Here is a 14,955-nt window from a genome sequence, read left to right as displayed (position 1 = left end):
GGGGTCCCGGGCGGGGCGCCGCGGCGCCGGGCGGCGGTCCCGCGGGCCAGGGCGCCCCGGGCGGCGCCGGTACGGGAGCCCCGGTCGAGGGCGGCTTCGGCGGCGGTCCCGGCGGGGGCCGCGCGGGTGGCGGCGGGGGCATGGGCGGGCTGCTGGGCGGTACGAGGACGAGCGCGGCGGCCACGGCGGCCCTGCGCGCGGACGCGGACCGCTACACCTGGGCGGCCGCGGCCGTCGGTGCGCAGAACGCCGCGAGCTACCAGCTGGCCTCGGGCGAGCCGGTCATGCCGATCGGCGGCTTCAACGGCAGCGACCCGTCACCGACCCTGGCGCAGTTCCAGGCGTACGTGAAGGCCGGGAAGATCCACTACTTCATCGGCCAGGGCACGGAGGAAGGCACCGGAGCAGGGGCCGGCGGCCGGGCCGTCACCCGCGGCGGCGGGGGCCCCGGAGGCGGTGCGAGCAGCGCCATCGAGACCTGGGTGAAGGCCAACTACCGGTCCACCACGGTGGGGGGAGCCACCTTCTACGACCTCACCCCGTCCTGATCCGACCACAACACGAGGGGCACCCTCTAGCATCGTCAAGAGGGCGGACCGGGCATTCCGGGTCGATCCACCTGTCTTGAGGAGGGTGCCTCCATGGCCACCACGGCGGACCCCGTGACCATCCGGACCAGCGTGTGGCTGGCCGCGCGGCCCGCCTCCGGGGCCAGACGGCGCAGCGAGGACACCTCCGGACTGGACCGGGACCGGATCACCGGCGCCGCGGTCGGGCTGCTCGACACCGACGGGCTGGCCCGCTTCTCCATGCGCCGCCTCGCGGGCCGCCTCGGAGTGACCGCGATGTCCCTGTACTGGTACGTCGACACCAAGCACGACCTGCTGGAACTCGCCCTGGACAGCGCCCTGGGCGAGCTGACCCTGCCCGCGGACTCGCCCGCCGCGGGATGGCCCGCCCGGCTGCGTTCGCTGGCCTGCGGATACCGCGGGCTGCTCGCCGAGCGGCCGTGGGTGGCGACGCTGGCCGCCGAGTACCCCAACATCGGCCCGCACGCCCGGGCCTTCGACGCGGCGCTGCTGCGACTGCTCGACGCCACCGGGCTGACGAACGCGGGCCGGACCGGAGCCCACCTCGCCGTGTCGCAGTTCCTGCACGGCTGTGGGGGTCCGGTCCGGCGGGCGCCCGAGGGCGACTTCCACTTCGCCCTCGACGTCCTCATCGCGGGCATCGAGGCGAAGACGGGTCCTTAACCGATCGACTCGGAACGGGCCGGCACCTGGGCCTCGGCGACCACCGGGGCGGCGGCCGTACCGGCGGCCGGGGAAGCGGCGACCGGAGCCTCGGCCATCGGCTTCGAGCGCAGCGCGACCTCCTTGATGAAGACCACCAGCACCAGCGCGAGCAGCGCGGTCGGGGCGGCGTAGAGGAAGACGTCGCCGACGCCGTGGCCGTAGGCGGACTCGATGACCGTGCGGAAGGGCGCGGGCAGCGTCTTCAGGTCGGGGATGGCCCCGCCGCCGGTGCCGCCGTGACCCATCGCCGCGGCCTTCGGGCCCAGCTCGGCCAGGCCGTCCTTGACGTAGTGCGTCACCCGGTTCGCCATCACCGCGCCGAGCGCGGAGACGCCCACGGCGCCGCCGAGCGAACGGAAGAAGGTGACGACCGAGCTGGCCGCGCCGAGGTCCTGGGGGGCCACCTGGTTCTGGGTGGCGAGGACCAGGTTCTGCATCATCATGCCGAGACCGAGGCCGGTCAGCGCCATGTAGATCGCGATGTGCCAGTACGGGGTGTCGTAGCGCAGGGTGCCGAGCAGGCCCAGTCCGGCGCTCAGCAGGACGCCGCCGGCGACGAGGAACGCCTTCCACTTGCCGGTCTTGGTGATGACCTGACCGGAAACAGTGGAGGAGACGAACAGGCCGCCGATCATCGGAATCGTGAGGATTCCGGACATCGTCGGGCTCTCACCGCGGGCCAACTGGAAGAACTGACTGAAAAACACGGTGCCCGAGAACATCGCGACGCCGACGAACAGCGAGGCGGCCGAGGCCAGGGTGATGGTCTTGTTGCGGAAGAGGCGCAGCGGGATGATCGGGTCGCTCGCCTTGGACTCGACGAGGAGGAAGAGCAGTCCGAGGACCACGGCCCCGCCGGTCATCGTCCAGGTCTGCCAGGAGATCCAGTCGTACGAGGTGCCGGCCTGGGTGACCCAGATCAGCAGGGTGGAGACGGCGGCGCTGATGAGGAAGGCGCCGAGCCAGTCGACCTTGACGTCGCGGCGGACGACCGGGAGCCGCAGGGTCTTCTGGAGGACGATCAGCGCGATGATCGCGAAGGGCACGCCGACGTAGAAGCACCAGCGCCAGCCGAGCCACTCGGTGTCGGTGATGACCCCGCCGAGCAGCGGTCCGCCGACGGTGGCGACGGCGAAGACCGCGCCGAGGTAGCCGCTGTAGCGCCCGCGCTCGCGCGGGGAGATCATCGCGGCCATCACGATCTGGGCGAGGGCGGACAGGCCGCCGACGCCGATGCCCTGGACCACCCGGCAGGCGATCAGCATGCCGGTGTTCTGGGACAGGCCCGCGACGACCGAGCCGAGGACGTAGATCACCAGGGATATCTGGACCAGCAGCTTCTTGCTGAAGAGGTCGGACAGCTTGCCCCACAGGGGGGTCGCGGCGGTCATCGACAGCAGGGCGGCGGTGACCACCCAGGTGTAGGAGGACTGGGTGCCGCCGAGATCGCTGATGATCTGCGGCAGCGCGTTGGAGACGATCGTGGAGGAGAGGATCGCCACGAACATGCCGAGCATCAGCCCGGACAGCGCCTTCATGATCTGCGGGTGCGTCATGGGTGCGCCGTCGGGCATGGGCTCCGACTGGCCGCCTCCCCGCACACCGGTGGGTGTGGTCGTAGCCATGTGAATCCTTATGTTCTAGAAGCTCGATCGGAGTCGGGCCAGCAGGGTGGTCAAGGTGGTGACGTCCTCGGCGGACCAGTCGCCCAGCGTCCGCTCCAGGGCGGCCGTGTAGCGGACGCCGAGTTCGCGGAGCAGGCTCCGGCCCGCGGGGGTGAGGCGCAGGATCCGGCACCGGCCGTCGCCGGGGTCGGCGTCGCGGGCGATCCAGCCGCGCTCGGCCACGTGGGCCACGTGGCGGCTGGTGACCGAGATGTCGATGGCGAGCAGCTCGGCGAGGCGGCTCAGCCGCATCTCGCCGTGCCGGTCGAGGACGGTGAGCACGGCGGCGGAACCGGGCGGGCAGTCCGGCGGGAGGGTACGGGCGAGGTCGCGCTTGATCGCGCCGATGCCCGTGAGCTGGCGGGCCAGCTCTTCGTACAGCGCGTACTGCGTGCCGGTCCGTGTGTCGTCTCGCGTGAGCACCGTGCTCCCCTCCCCCATCTTGTTGCTTTGAGCAACCATAGAAGCAGATGGTTGCTACAGGCAAATGAATCCGGGGTGGAAGGCGGTAAAGGAATCGGAAAACCCGCTAGGGTCCTGAGCCATGGCTGCACACACCAACTCCCAGGGCCCCGAGGGCAACTACGACCCCGCGGGCAGCACCCAGATGTTCCGTGCCTTCGTGGACGAGGCGGAGGCCGCCCGTCCGGCGGCCGCGGCCGCCTCGCACCGGCAGCAGGCTTCCCGGACGGGGGCGTGGCTGGCCGTCGTGGTCGCACTCGCTGTCGTCATCGGCGTCGTCGCCTGGCTCGCGCTGAGGTAGGACGCCCGCGCGGGCGGCTCAGCTCCAGGTGGCGGTGACCCGCTGGGTCTCGATGTGCATGCCCAGGGGCACCCGCCAGGACTCCACGCACACCGTGTACGTCTGCGTCCTCGCCGCCCCGCCCGCGATCGGTGCGGGCAGGGGCTGGGTCGAGGTGATCGTGGCCCAGTCGATGCCGAGCGCGCCGATGATGTGGGTGGAGAAGGTCACCGTGCCCGAACGGGCGGCCGTGGTGCCCGTGTTGGTGAAGGTGACGCCGACCCGCTCGCACCAGCGGTCCGCGGCCGCCGAGCGGGCGGGAGCGCCGAGCTGGAGCCGGGCCGGGGTCGCCGCCGGGGGCTTGGGCGGCGGGGGCGTGGTCGAGCCGCCGGAGCCACCTGACGTGCCGGAGCCGCCCGATCCGCCGGACGTGCCCGCGCCGCCGTTGCCCGTGGCGGGTGGGGGTGCGGTGGTGCCGGGGGTGTTGCCCGGTCCGCCCGCCGTGGGGGATCCGGGGGTGCTCGCGGAGCCCGTGGGGGCGCCCGGGACGGCTCCGCCCGCGCCGGAGCCGGCGGTCGGCGGGTTTCCCGGGGCATCGGGCGACGTACTGCCGGACGGGGCGGAAGCGCCCGCGCCCGCGGGGCCGGAGAGGGGTTGGTACTCCACCGCGCCCTTGGGGGCCACGGTCTCCCCCGCGCCCCGCTCGGGGCCGGGAGCGGCGGCGCCCACGGCGACGTAACCGTCGCGCGGCGGACCGCCGCAGCCCGTCAGGGTCGCGGCGGTCACGCACACGGCAAGCAGGGTGAGCGATCCCTTTCGCATCGCGCCAGTTTTCCTGACGGATCGTCAATTGGGAAGCGCCCGCGGCATGGTGACCCGGCTCGCCCGACGTGCCCGCGGTCCGGGCTACTCGCCGATCAGGCCCTGGCGCAGCTGCGCCAGGGTGCGGGTCAGCAGCCGGGAGACGTGCATCTGCGAGATGCCGACTTCCTCGCCGATCTGCGACTGGGTCATGTTCGCGAAGAAGCGCAGCATGATGATCTGCCGTTCCCGGGGCGGCAGTTTGGCGAGCAGCGGCTTGAGCGACTCGCGGTACTCGACGCCTTCGAGCGCGGTGTCCTCGTAGCCGAGGCGGTCCGCGAGCGAGCCTTCGCCGCCCTCGTCCTCCGGCGAGGGCGAGTCCAGCGAGGACGCGGTGTACGCGTTGCCGACGGCGAGGCCGTCGACGACGTCCTCCTCCGAGACCCCGAGCACGGCGGCCAGCTCGGGCACGGTCGGCGAGCGGTCCAGCTTCTGGGCCAGCTCGTCGCTCGCCTTGGTCAGCGCGAGGCGCAGCTCCTGGAGCCGGCGCGGGACGCGGACGGACCAGGAGGTGTCGCGGAAGAAGCGCTTGATCTCGCCCACGACGGTCGGCATGGCGAAGGTCGGGAACTCCACGCCGCGTTCGCAGTCGAACCGGTCGATCGCCTTGATCAGGCCGATCGTGCCGACCTGGACGATGTCCTCCATCGGCTCGTTGCGGCTGCGGAAGCGGGCCGCCGCGTAGCGCACCAGGGGCAGGTTCAGCTCGATCAGGGTGTCGCGCACGTACGCCCGGTCGGGACTGTCCGCGTCCAGCGCGGCGAGCCGGTGGAACAGGGAGCGGGAGAGCGTGCGGGTGTCATTGGGCGCTGTGGGCGCTGGCGGGGCTTCCGTGCGTTCGGACACAGCCGGCGTCTCGCTCTTGACGAGCGTGAGCACCTTGGAGCTGCCCAGTTCTACGGACATGCCACCCCCTTGGGATCGCGGACGGTCGCGGCGGGCGCGCCCGTCGGAGGAACGCAGCCTCCACCTGAATACCGGAGGCGGGGCTGCGGCAAACGCGGTTCCAGCAGAATGTCACATGTCGGCAACACGCTGTAGCGCCAAGTCGACATATAACTCCAGCGACAGAAGGGGTGTCAGCGGTTCTGTCGGTAAAGCGTCCGGAGGCTTTCACCCGTTCCGGTTACGCCTCGATCCTGTTTGCGGACCGCAGTCGCGCGAAGCTCCGGGCGAGCAGCCGGGACACGTGCATCTGGGAAACCCCCAGCTCCGCGCTGATCTGCGACTGTGTCAAGTTGCTGTAGTAGCGCAGCAGCAGGATCCGCTGCTCGCGCTCGGGCAGCTGGACGAGCAGGTGGCGGACCAGGTCGCGGTGCTCGACCCCGGTCAGCTCGGGGTCCTCGTAGCCGAGCCGGTCGAGCAGGCCGGGCATGCCGTCGCCCTCCTGGGCGGCTTCGAGCGAGGTCGCGTGGTACGAGCGGCCCGCCTCGATGCAGGACAGCACCTCGTCCTCGCCGATGCGCAGCCGCTCGGCGATCTCGGGGGTCGTGGGCATGCGGCCGTGGAGCGTGGTGAGGTCCTCGGTGGCCGCGTTGACCTGGACCCACAGCTCGTGGAGGCGGCGCGGGACGTGCACGGTGCGGACGTTGTCGCGGAAGTACCGCTTGATCTCGCCCACGACGGTCGGCATGGCGAAGGTGGGGAACTGGACCCCGCGTTCCGGATCGAACCGGTCGATCGCGTTGATGAGCCCGATCGTGCCCACCTGGACGACGTCCTCCATGGGCTCGTTGCGGCTGCGGAAGCGGGCGGCCGCGTACCGGACGAGCGGGAGGTTCGCCTCGATGAGGGCTCCCCGCACCCGGCCGTGCTCGCTGGTGCCCGGTTCCAGGCCCTTGAGCCGTCCGAAGAGCACCTGGGTGAGGGCCCGGGTGTCGGCGCCCCGGGTGCTGGGCGCGCGCGGGGCGATGGGGGCGAAGGGGGTGGTGGTGACGGTGGTGGTCGCGGTGGCGGTGGTCGCCGGGTCCGCGCCGCTCGCCGGGTCCACGGCGGCGGCCCCGTCCGCGGTGTCGGCGGCTGCCACTGCCAGGAGGGCGCCGACCGCATCGGACGGTGGATCGTCCTGGGGGTCCTGCTGGGGTGGCACCTGAGGCGCAGTACTGGCCGGCACGGTCACGCCACCCCTTCAGTCAAGTTAACCAATCAGTCAAAAGCGGTCATAGCATCACAAGACATGTGCACTGTGCGCAAGCACCGTATATCGCCGTGTTGAGGGCAAGTTGGGCATTTGGCGGGCATTCAGGGGCAATGTGAAATCGAACGGGGAGCTGGGAGGGGGAACGCGAAAGGCCCCCCACCCGTCGGAGTGGGGGACCGGAGGTCCGGAAGCCGCAACGGCGTACGGGTTCAGCGCACCAGTTCGGTCATGAACTGGCCGATACCGGAAGCGGCATCCGAGATGCCCTGGAATCCGATCTGAACGAATTCCGCCGCTTTGACCGGTTGAGTGATGATCACATAGAGCACGAAGACGACGAGTCCGCCCACGACGATCTTTTTGATGTCCACGAGCGGGTTCGGCCTCCCCTGCCAAGCCTTGCAACGTCGAGTGAGTCTAACCGCTCGGGTTCGATCACTCACCTGTCCTTTAAGGACCAATGACCCGGCGGTCCAGGCCCTTTGCCGCTGCGGGGAGGGGGGTGGGAGGGGCAGGATTGAAGACGAGCCCACCGGTTCTGGCAGGAAATCGGTGAGCGAGGGACAGGACCTCACTGCGGGGTCCGAGCCGCAAGCTTCCCCCCTGACTGCGGCTCGGGCTGGCAGGTTCCGTCCTCATCGGGGGAAGTGACTTGTCCCCCCGATGTCACTTCCCCCGTCCCAACCGTACGAAGGCCCCGACTCCGGTCGGGGCCTTCTACGCGTTGGCCCCCTACTCGATGCCGGTCGCCAGGTTGGTCACCGGCGCCACCGTGTCCGTCAGCGGCGAGAGCTGGTCGGGCAGGGTCATCAGCTGGTTGAGCTGCTGCAGTGGCTCGCTGACCTTCGCGCCGATCTCCTGGACCGACCGGGGCGTCGCTCCCTCGGGCGTGCCGGGGGCGACCGGCAGGTCCGGCAGGGTGATCGGGGCGGCGGAGGCGACGGGAGCGGTGGCGGCGGCGAAGCCCGCCGTGGCGCCCGCGAGGGCCAGGGCGGCGAGCATGCGCTGGGTCTTGGTCATGCCGTGTCAACGGCCGAGCACCCGCCCGGTCACGCACGCCCGGTCCGGCGCGGCTCCCGGCTCACCGGTGCGGAGTACGTCGGGGGCGCCCGGACGCGGCGCGGAGCCGGCCCCCCGAGCGCCGATCGCCGGGCCGCGCGGGGTCGATCGCCGGGCCGCGCGGGGCCGAGCGCCGGGTCCTGGAACGCCGAGAGCCCCGACCCTTGCGGGGCGGGGCTCTCGGACCAGAGCGGTAGCGGTGGGATTTGAACCCACGGATAGCTTGCACCATCACACGCTTTCGAGGCGTGCTCCTTCGGCCGCTCGGACACGCTACCGAGAGAGAGCTTAGCCCAAGGTGGGCCGTGCTCTGAAATCGATAGGCGGCGGGGGGTGGACCGTCCCCCCGGAGGGTGCGTTCAGAGGTTCCGGAAGAAGCCCGTCAGCTGCCGCGCGCACTCCTCGGCGAGCACGCCGGAGATCACCTCGGGCCGGTGGTTGAGCCGGCGGTCCCGCACGAGGTCCCAGAGCGACCCGGCGGCGCCCGCCTTCTCGTCGCCCGCGCCGTAGACGACGCGGGCGACCCGGGACTGTACGAGCGCCCCCGCGCACATCACGCAGGGCTCCAGGGTCACCACGAGGGTGCACCCGGGCAGCCGCCACTCGCCGAGCCGCGCGGCGGCCCGGCGGATGGCGACCACTTCGGCGTGCGCGGTCGGATCACCGGTCGCCTCGCGTTCGTTGTACCCGGTCGAGAGCACGCTCCCGTCCGGGCCGAGCACGACGGCGCCGACCGGTACGTCACCGGCCGGTACCGCCCGGGCGGCCTCCGACAGCGCCAGGCGCATGGAGGTCCGCCACGGGTCCCGGACCGGATCGGATCCGGCGCCGGGGTCGGATCCGGGGTCGAGGTCGGGGTGGACAGGGGGGTCGGGGACGGGGTGGTGCGAAGGGCCCACTAGCGGACGGCCTCCAGCACCTCGGTCGCGCCGAGCGATTCGGCGATCTGCGAGAGCGCGTCCCCGTCGAGGTCCAGCAGTTCCTTGTGGCCCACTCCGAGGTCGTCGAGCAGCCGGGGGTCGCCGAGCGGCCCCGCGGGCACCGGCTCGGCGCCGGTGTCCTCGTCGTCGTCGATGTCGTCCTCGGTGGAGGACCCTTGCTCGAACACGGCGACCACGTCCTGCTCGCCGTCCTCGGTGCCGTCGAGGTCCAGCTCGTCGAGTTCGTCTTCCTCCTCGTCGCTGCCGAGCAGCTCTTCGGTGAGCATCGAGCCGTAGGAGCTGCGGGAGGCCGCGGCGGCGTTGGAGACGAAGATCCGCGGGTCCTCCTCCCCGTCCACGCGGACGACGCCGAACCAGGCGTCCTCCTGCTCGATGAGGGCGACCACCGTGTCGTCATCGACAGCGGTGGAACGGGCGAGATCGATCAGATCGGTCAGCGACTCGACGTTGTCGAGATCCGTGTCGCTCGCTTCCCACCCGTCTTCGGTGCGCGCGAGCAGTGCGGCGAAGTACACCGTGACTCTCCCACTGGTGATAGGCGTGCCGGATGGAGGTCCCCCCGGCCGGAGGATGGGGTCGAACGGCCGTCGTGCTCGCCGTCGTGCCCCGCCCAATCGGCATCGTGGCAGAAACAGCGGCTTTGCGAGAGGTCTTCCGCGCTTGCGTCGTGCCGTGCCGTGTCGCCGGTGGGCTGCTCGGGGGGTGTCCGGCGGGGGCGCGCGGGTCGCTCGGGGGAGCTGTGCGGGGGGCGTCCGGGGTGGCGCGAGCGATGTACGGGCGGGCGTGGCGGAGGCCGGGCGCGGTCGCGCGGATCCCCCTGCGGACACCGGACGGGCGGCCCCGCGGGCGCCGCCCGGGCACGCGTCGGCACGCGTCACCAGCGGAAGGTGCGCATCCGCATCTGCTGGCGCATCCGGGCCGCGCGGGCGCGTCGGGGCTGTACCCGGTCGCGCAGCTCGCGGGCCTCGTTGAGATCGCGCAGGAACTGCGCGCGTCGCGCTCGTCGCTGCGCGGCGCTCTCCTGCGGCTGCGGTGCTTCCCTGTCCTCTTCGGTCGGCTGAACGTCGGGCATCGGCCACCACCCCGGCTGGTCCGGTCGTCCTCCTCCGCGTCGCGAAGCAGACCCCCCGCCACCCACCTTCCCCCGGACCCGCGCATTGATGCCAGTGCATCCGCGGCATTTCGGCAGGTCACACGAGCGGCCGGGACGCCGTCCGGGGACAGGTCACAGGCCGTGGCCCGTTCGCGGGGGCTCCGGAGGCGGTCCGCCCGGTTACTGTGGAGTCATGCGGATTCATGTCGTCGACCACCCGCTGGTGGCGCACAAACTCACCACTCTGCGCGACCAGCGCACGGACTCCCCGACCTTCCGGCGGCTCGCCGACGAGCTGGTGACCCTGCTCGCCTACGAGGCCACCCGGGACGTGCGCACCGAGCAGAGCGACATCACGACTCCGGTCGGCCCGACGACGGGCGTCAAGCTCTCCTACCCGCGCCCCCTCGTGGTGCCGATCCTGCGCGCCGGTCTCGGCATGCTCGACGGCATGGTGCGGCTGCTGCCCACCGCCGAGGTCGGCTTCCTGGGCATGGTCCGCAACGAGGAGACCCTGGAGGCCTCCACGTACGCGACGCGCATGCCCGAGGACCTCTCCGGGCGCCAGGTCTACGTCGTCGACCCGATGCTCGCCACCGGCGGCACGCTGGTCGCGGCGATCCAGGAACTGATCAAGCGCGGCGCCGACGACGTCACCGCCGTGGTGCTGCTGGCCGCGCCCGAGGGCGTCGAGGTCATGGAGCGCGAGCTGGCGGGCGCGCCGGTGACCGTCGTGACGGCCGCCGTGGACGAGCGCCTCAACGAGCACGGCTACATCGTGCCGGGCCTGGGCGACGCGGGCGACCGCATGTACGGCTCCGCGGAATAGCGGCGACGGCGGTTCTGCCCGGAGCGCCCCCGAGCACGGCTCGGGGGCGCTCCGGCGCGTCAGCGGGCGGGCACGTCAGCAGGTCGCGGCGGGCGCGGGCCTCGGATGGGCCAGGAGGGCCAGCGTCTTGTCCGCGTCCTCCTTCTTCGTCAGTTCCTTGAAGGAGTCGCCGAGGATCAGGTCGACGTCCGCGCCTTCGCGCGCGTCGGTCTGCGGTGTGGCGCCGGCCAGCTGCGCGCCGAGCACGGAGAAGACGGCCTTGTCGGTCTTGGGCGAGCCCAGCAGTATCCCGGCCCCGGTGACCTTCTTGTCGAAGTCGGCCGGGGCGTTGCCGACCTGGCCGATGACGAAGCCGCGTTTCTTCAGTTCGTCGCCGACGGCCTTGGCCAGCCCCGCGCGCGGGGTGGCGTTGTAGACGTTGACGGTGATCTGGCCGGGCTGCGGCAGGGCGACGGCCGGGCTGGCCTTGGGCGCGGCGGCCGGTTCGCCCCGCGCGCCGCCCGCGGTCCCCGCCTTGGCGACCTTCGTGCAGTCCTTGGCGGCCGTGGCCGCGGGGCGTTTGCCGTCGCCCCGGAAGACGCCGATGAGCTGCAGTGCCCCGTAGCCGAGCAGCGCGAGCGCGACGACCGCACCGAGCACGGCGAACACGATCCTCCGGCGACGCCGGGGACGGTGCATGCGGGGGTAGGCAGCTCCCGTGACGCGGTACTTTCCGCCCATGCCGGGGGGAGTGAGCATGCTCATGGGCGGCAGCGTAGTGCGGCCCGGTGACGATGCCTACTAAATGATCTGTTCATAGGCCAAGGGAGACCCGAAAGGCGCAATCCCGGGGATTCCCGGCACCCGACCCGGCCGCGTGCGGCGGGTGCTCAGCCCATTTCGAGGACGCGCGCGTGCAGCACCTGGCGCTGCTGGAGCGCGGCGCGGACGGCGCGGTGCAGCCCGTCCTCCAGGTAGAGGTCGCCCTGCCACTTCACGACGTGCGCGAAGAGGTCGCCGTAGAAGGTCGAGTCCTCGGCGAGCAGCGTTTCGAGGTCCAGCTGCCCCTTGGTGGTCACCAGCTGGTCGAGCCGGACCGGGCGCGGGGCTACGTCCGCCCACTGCCGGGTGGTTTCCCTGCCGTGGTCGGGGTACGGCCGGCCGCTTCCGATGCGCTTGAAGATCACACGGAAAGCCTACCGGTCAAGGGCCTGCGGGCGCAGCCTCGCCTCCCTGGTGCAAAAGTGGCAGATAGCCCTATTACGGGAGTGATGCATGAGCGAGAGCAGCCACGAGAGCAGCGAAACGGCCGACCGGATCGTTTCCGGGTACGCCTTCACCGGACCGGCACTCGACCTGGGGGCCCTGCTCTGGGACGGGACCTGCCTGCCGGACCACCAGATCCGCATCCCGCTGTCCATGCTCAACCGCCACGGCCTGGTGGCGGGTGCGACCGGCACCGGCAAGACCAAGACCCTCCAGCTGATCGCCGAGCAGCTCTCGGCGAACGGGGTGCCCGTCTTCCTCGCCGACGTGAAGGGCGACGTCTCCGGCATCTCGGCCCCGGGCCTGCCCGGCGAGAAGGTCCAGGAGCGGGCGAAGGACGTGGCGCAGGACTGGCAGCCCACGGGTCACCCCTGCGAGTTCTACGCGCTGGGCGGGATCGGCCCGGGAATCCCGGTCCGGGCGACCGTGACCAGTTTCGGTCCGGTGCTGATGTCGAAGGTGCTCCAGCTCAACCAGACGCAGGAACAGTCGCTCGGCCTCATCTTCCACTACGCCGATGCCAAGGGCCTGGAACTCATCGACCTCAAGGACCTGCGGGCCACCGTCGCGTTCCTCGTCTCCGACCAGGGGAAACCCGAGCTGAAGGGGATCGGCGGGCTCTCCACGGTCACCGCCGGGGTGATCCTGCGCGCGCTCACGGCGTTCGAGCAGCAGGGTGCCTCGGAGTTCTTCGGGGAGCCGGAATTCGACACCAGTGAATTCCTCCGTACGGCCGCGGACGGGCGCGGCACGGTCTCCGTGCTGGAGCTGCCCGCCGTCCAGGACAAACCGCAGCTCTTCTCCACCTTCCTCATGTGGCTGCTCGCGGACCTCTACACGGACCTGCCGGAGGTCGGCGACCTGGAGCAGCCCAAGCTCGTCTTCTTCTTCGACGAGGCGCACCTGCTCTTCAACGGCGCGTCCAAGGCGTTCCTCGAGTCCATCACCCAGACCGTCCGGCTGATCCGGTCCAAGGGCGTGGGCATCTTCTTCGTGACGCAGACGCCGAAGGACGTGCCCGCCGACGTCCTCGCGCAGCTCGGCAACCGGGTCCAGCACGCGCTGCGCGCCTTCACCCCGGACGACGCCAAGGCCCTCAAGGCGACGGTGAAGACGTTCCCCAATTCGGAGTACGACCTGGAGGAGCTCCTCACCCAGCTGGGCACCGGCGAGGCCGTCGTCACCGTGCTGAGCGAGAAGGGCGCGCCGACACCGGTGGCCGCGACCCGGCTGCGCGCGCCGCAGTCCCTGATGGGGCCCATCGAGCCGACCGCCCTCGACCAGGCGGTGAAGGCCTCGCTGCTCTACTCGCGCTACGCCGAGCCGATCGACCGGGAATCGGCGTACGAGAAGATCGGCGCCGAACAGGCGGCCGCCGAGGCCGCGGCCGAGGCGGCGGCTGCCGCGGCGGAGGCGGAGAAGGAGGCGAAGGCGGCCGAGAAGGCGGCGCGCAGCGCTCCGAAGCCGGATCCCTCGCTGGCCGAACAGGTGGTGGGCAGCGGGCTGTTCCGCTCGCTGGCCCGCTCGATCGGGACCCAGCTGGGCCGGGAGATCTCCCGCTCGATCTTCGGCACGGCGAAGCGGCGCCGCTGAGGTCGGGGACCGCACCGGTGCTTCCAGCGGGAATCGAGCCATCCGGGTGACGTCGCCGTACCGGACGCTGAGAGACTCCTGGGATGCGGACCGAACTCACCGACACCACGTCCAGCCGGGTAAACCGGGCCCTCCTGGAGGCCCGTCGGGCCGTGGGCAGCCCGACCATGGGCCTCGTCCTGACCCTGGTCGTGGTCACCGACGAGGAGAACGCCTACGACGCCGTCCGCGCGGCCTCGGAGGCCTCGCGCGAGCACCCCTGCCGGATCATCGCGGTCATCAAGCGGACCTCGCGGGGCCCGCACAAGCTGCGCCAGACCCGGCTCGACGCGGAGCTGCGGGTCGGCTCGGACGCGGGGAGCGGTGAGGTCGTCCTGCTGCGGCTGCACGGCGAACTGACCGGCCACCCCGGTTCCGTGGTGCTGCCGCTGCTGGTGCCGGACGCGCCCGTCGTGGCCTGGTGGCCCGCCGACGCCCCGGCCGATCCGGCCCGGGACGCGCTGGGCGCGCTGGCCAAGCGCCGGATCACCGACGCGCAGGCGGCGCTGGACCCGGTCGCGGTGCTGGACGAGCGCGCCGCGGTGTACGCCCCCGGGGACACCGATCTGGCGTGGACCCGGCTGACGCCCTGGCGGGCGCTGCTGGCCGCGGCGCTGGACCAGAAGCCGCTGCCGGTGACCGGCGGGTCCGTGGAGAGCGAGGGGGACAACCCGAGCGCCGAGCTGCTCGCCCGCTGGTTGGAGGACCGGCTCGGGGTGCCCTTCACCCGGGTGACCACCGAGGGTCCCGTCATCACCCGCGTCCGGCTGGAGACCACGGGCGGCGAGATACGGGTGGACCGGCCCAAGGGGGCGCTGGCGACGCTGGTGCTGCCGGGCAGTCCGGACCGTACGGTCGCGCTGAAGATCCGCAGCGACGCCGAGCTGATCGCGGAGGAGCTGCGGCGCCTGGACGCCGACGAGACCTACGGCTCGGCGCTGCGCCGGCGGCCGCTCCAGGCGGCGCTCTCGGCGTAGTGGTTGTCGTACACGGGCGAGGAGTCCTTGATGTCCTGGACGGTGGCCTCGCCCGCGTTGACCCGGCCCAGCAGCCGGTAGTAGTCGAAGCGGCCCATGCCGGGCGTGAAGCCGACGAGGACCTCCGCGGTGTGCCCGGCGGCGGGCGCGAAGGCGTGCTTGACGCCGGGCGGGACGGCGAGGAAGTCGCCCTCGCCCAGCGTCTGGACCTCGTCCCCGACCAGCACGTCGAGCTGCCCCGAGGTCACGAAGAAGAACTCGGTCGCCTTGGTGTGGAAGTGCACCGGGGCGCCGGCCGCGCCCTCCTCGAAGACCGCGGTGTTGCAGGTCAGCGCGCCGCCGGTGGTGTCGGAATCGGCGAGCAGGGTGATCAGGCTGCCGGGGGCGTCGGAGATGGCCTCGGCGGTGGCGGAGCGGGTCAGGTGCGCGGTCTGCTGTGCGGCTTCGGTGTTCATGTCCCTTAATCTACGGGCCCTG

At 71.8% G+C, this 14,955-nt stretch carries 18 protein-coding genes, 1 tRNA gene and 1 pseudogene; 6 read left to right on the top strand and 14 right to left on the bottom strand.

All coding sequences use genetic code 11. The features are described from left to right. Both ACFWAR_RS33050 and ACFWAR_RS33045 read left to right on the top strand, forming a co-directional pair. A pseudogene (locus ACFWAR_RS33050) lies at nucleotides 1–548 on the top strand (glycosyl transferase); the annotation flags it as partial. A gap of 93 nt (nucleotides 549–641) precedes the next feature. Then, nucleotides 642–1,253 carry a TetR/AcrR family transcriptional regulator gene (locus ACFWAR_RS33045; RefSeq protein WP_385785310.1) on the top strand — a complete coding sequence of 204 codons (612 nt, stop codon included), beginning with the start codon at nucleotides 642–644 and terminating at the stop codon, nucleotides 1,251–1,253. Here the strand turns inward: ACFWAR_RS33045 and ACFWAR_RS33040 are convergent. After that, a complete protein-coding gene (locus ACFWAR_RS33040; protein WP_385785307.1) occupies nucleotides 1,250–2,920 on the bottom strand; it encodes an MDR family MFS transporter in 1,671 nt (556 codons plus the stop codon). The genes ACFWAR_RS33045 and ACFWAR_RS33040 overlap by 4 nt on opposite strands. A gap of 15 nt (nucleotides 2,921–2,935) precedes the next feature. Beyond that, nucleotides 2,936–3,400, bottom strand: coding sequence for a MarR family winged helix-turn-helix transcriptional regulator (locus ACFWAR_RS33035; RefSeq protein WP_385785316.1), 465 nt, complete (start codon nucleotides 3,398–3,400; stop codon nucleotides 2,936–2,938). 103 nt (nucleotides 3,401–3,503) lie between these two features. Here ACFWAR_RS33035 and ACFWAR_RS33030 point away from each other — a divergent pair, with 103 nt between their 5' ends. Continuing rightward, on the top strand, nucleotides 3,504–3,722 hold the full coding sequence (locus ACFWAR_RS33030; RefSeq protein WP_385785305.1) for a hypothetical protein: 219 nt from the start codon (nucleotides 3,504–3,506) through the stop codon (nucleotides 3,720–3,722). Between the two features lie 18 nt (nucleotides 3,723–3,740). Here ACFWAR_RS33030 and ACFWAR_RS33025 read toward each other — a convergent pair whose 3' ends face one another. From ACFWAR_RS33025 to ACFWAR_RS32985, 9 genes are all read right to left on the bottom strand, one after another. Continuing rightward, on the bottom strand, nucleotides 3,741–4,523 hold the full coding sequence (locus tag ACFWAR_RS33025; RefSeq protein ID WP_385785302.1) for a hypothetical protein: 783 nt from the start codon (nucleotides 4,521–4,523) through the stop codon (nucleotides 3,741–3,743). An 84-nt stretch (nucleotides 4,524–4,607) separates the two neighbouring features. Next, nucleotides 4,608–5,468 (bottom strand): RNA polymerase sigma factor SigF, encoded by an 861-nt coding sequence (locus tag ACFWAR_RS33020; RefSeq protein WP_385785299.1) that lies wholly within the window; start codon nucleotides 5,466–5,468, stop codon nucleotides 4,608–4,610. 220 nt (nucleotides 5,469–5,688) lie between these two features. Next, nucleotides 5,689–6,552, bottom strand: coding sequence for an RNA polymerase sigma factor SigF (locus tag ACFWAR_RS33015; protein WP_385785313.1), 864 nt, complete (start codon nucleotides 6,550–6,552; stop codon nucleotides 5,689–5,691). A 359-nt stretch (nucleotides 6,553–6,911) separates the two neighbouring features. Continuing rightward, a complete protein-coding gene (locus ACFWAR_RS33010; protein ID WP_351050749.1) occupies nucleotides 6,912–7,073 on the bottom strand; it encodes a hypothetical protein in 162 nt (53 codons plus the stop codon). 361 nt (nucleotides 7,074–7,434) lie between these two features. Continuing rightward, on the bottom strand, nucleotides 7,435–7,722 hold the full coding sequence (locus tag ACFWAR_RS33005; protein WP_385785296.1) for a hypothetical protein: 288 nt from the start codon (nucleotides 7,720–7,722) through the stop codon (nucleotides 7,435–7,437). A gap of 230 nt (nucleotides 7,723–7,952) precedes the next feature. Then, nucleotides 7,953–8,039: transfer RNA gene (locus tag ACFWAR_RS33000), tRNA-Ser, on the bottom strand. A gap of 81 nt (nucleotides 8,040–8,120) precedes the next feature. After that, nucleotides 8,121–8,549 (bottom strand): tRNA adenosine(34) deaminase TadA, encoded by a 429-nt coding sequence (gene tadA / locus ACFWAR_RS32995; RefSeq protein ID WP_385785293.1) that lies wholly within the window; start codon nucleotides 8,547–8,549, stop codon nucleotides 8,121–8,123. 110 nt (nucleotides 8,550–8,659) lie between these two features. After that, nucleotides 8,660–9,217, bottom strand: a complete 558-nt coding sequence (locus tag ACFWAR_RS32990; protein WP_385785290.1) for a hypothetical protein — start codon at nucleotides 9,215–9,217, stop codon at nucleotides 8,660–8,662. Between the two features lie 359 nt (nucleotides 9,218–9,576). Beyond that, nucleotides 9,577–9,774, bottom strand: a complete 198-nt coding sequence (locus tag ACFWAR_RS32985) for a hypothetical protein (RefSeq protein ID WP_354378963.1) — start codon at nucleotides 9,772–9,774, stop codon at nucleotides 9,577–9,579. 214 nt (nucleotides 9,775–9,988) lie between these two features. Between ACFWAR_RS32985 and upp the strand changes: the two genes are divergently transcribed. Next, complete coding sequence (upp, locus tag ACFWAR_RS32980) at nucleotides 9,989–10,624, top strand: uracil phosphoribosyltransferase (RefSeq protein WP_351050762.1); 636 nt, start codon at nucleotides 9,989–9,991, stop codon at nucleotides 10,622–10,624. Between the two features lie 75 nt (nucleotides 10,625–10,699). On the opposite strand, the gene ACFWAR_RS32975 is transcribed toward upp, so the two are convergent. Then, entirely contained in the window at nucleotides 10,700–11,368 is a 669-nt protein-coding gene (locus ACFWAR_RS32975; protein ID WP_385785285.1) for a LytR C-terminal domain-containing protein, read from the bottom strand. A gap of 125 nt (nucleotides 11,369–11,493) precedes the next feature. Further along, nucleotides 11,494–11,790, bottom strand: coding sequence for a type II toxin-antitoxin system VapB family antitoxin (locus ACFWAR_RS32970; protein WP_330331599.1), 297 nt, complete (start codon nucleotides 11,788–11,790; stop codon nucleotides 11,494–11,496). Between the two features lie 88 nt (nucleotides 11,791–11,878). Here ACFWAR_RS32970 and ACFWAR_RS32965 point away from each other — a divergent pair, with 88 nt between their 5' ends. Further along, nucleotides 11,879–13,462, top strand: a complete 1,584-nt coding sequence (locus ACFWAR_RS32965; protein WP_385785282.1) for a helicase HerA-like domain-containing protein — start codon at nucleotides 11,879–11,881, stop codon at nucleotides 13,460–13,462. A gap of 83 nt (nucleotides 13,463–13,545) precedes the next feature. Further along, entirely contained in the window at nucleotides 13,546–14,478 is a 933-nt protein-coding gene (gene opcA, locus ACFWAR_RS32960) for a glucose-6-phosphate dehydrogenase assembly protein OpcA (protein ID WP_385785280.1), read from the top strand. On the opposite strand, the gene ACFWAR_RS32955 is transcribed toward opcA, so the two are convergent. Continuing rightward, nucleotides 14,427–14,933: a cupin domain-containing protein gene (locus ACFWAR_RS32955; protein WP_385785277.1), complete on the bottom strand. Its 507-nt coding sequence runs from the start codon at nucleotides 14,931–14,933 to the stop codon at nucleotides 14,427–14,429. The two genes, opcA and ACFWAR_RS32955, sit on opposite strands and share 52 nt — an antisense overlap. Nucleotides 14,934–14,955: the final 22 nt, after the last annotated feature.

It is taken from the genome of Streptomyces sp. NPDC059917 (genome assembly GCF_042730635.1).
In the GTDB taxonomy this organism is placed as follows: domain Bacteria; phylum Actinomycetota; class Actinomycetes; order Streptomycetales; family Streptomycetaceae; genus Streptomyces.
The sequence above is the reverse complement of the archived record's forward strand: the minus strand, read 5'-3'. Positions and strand labels throughout refer to the sequence as shown.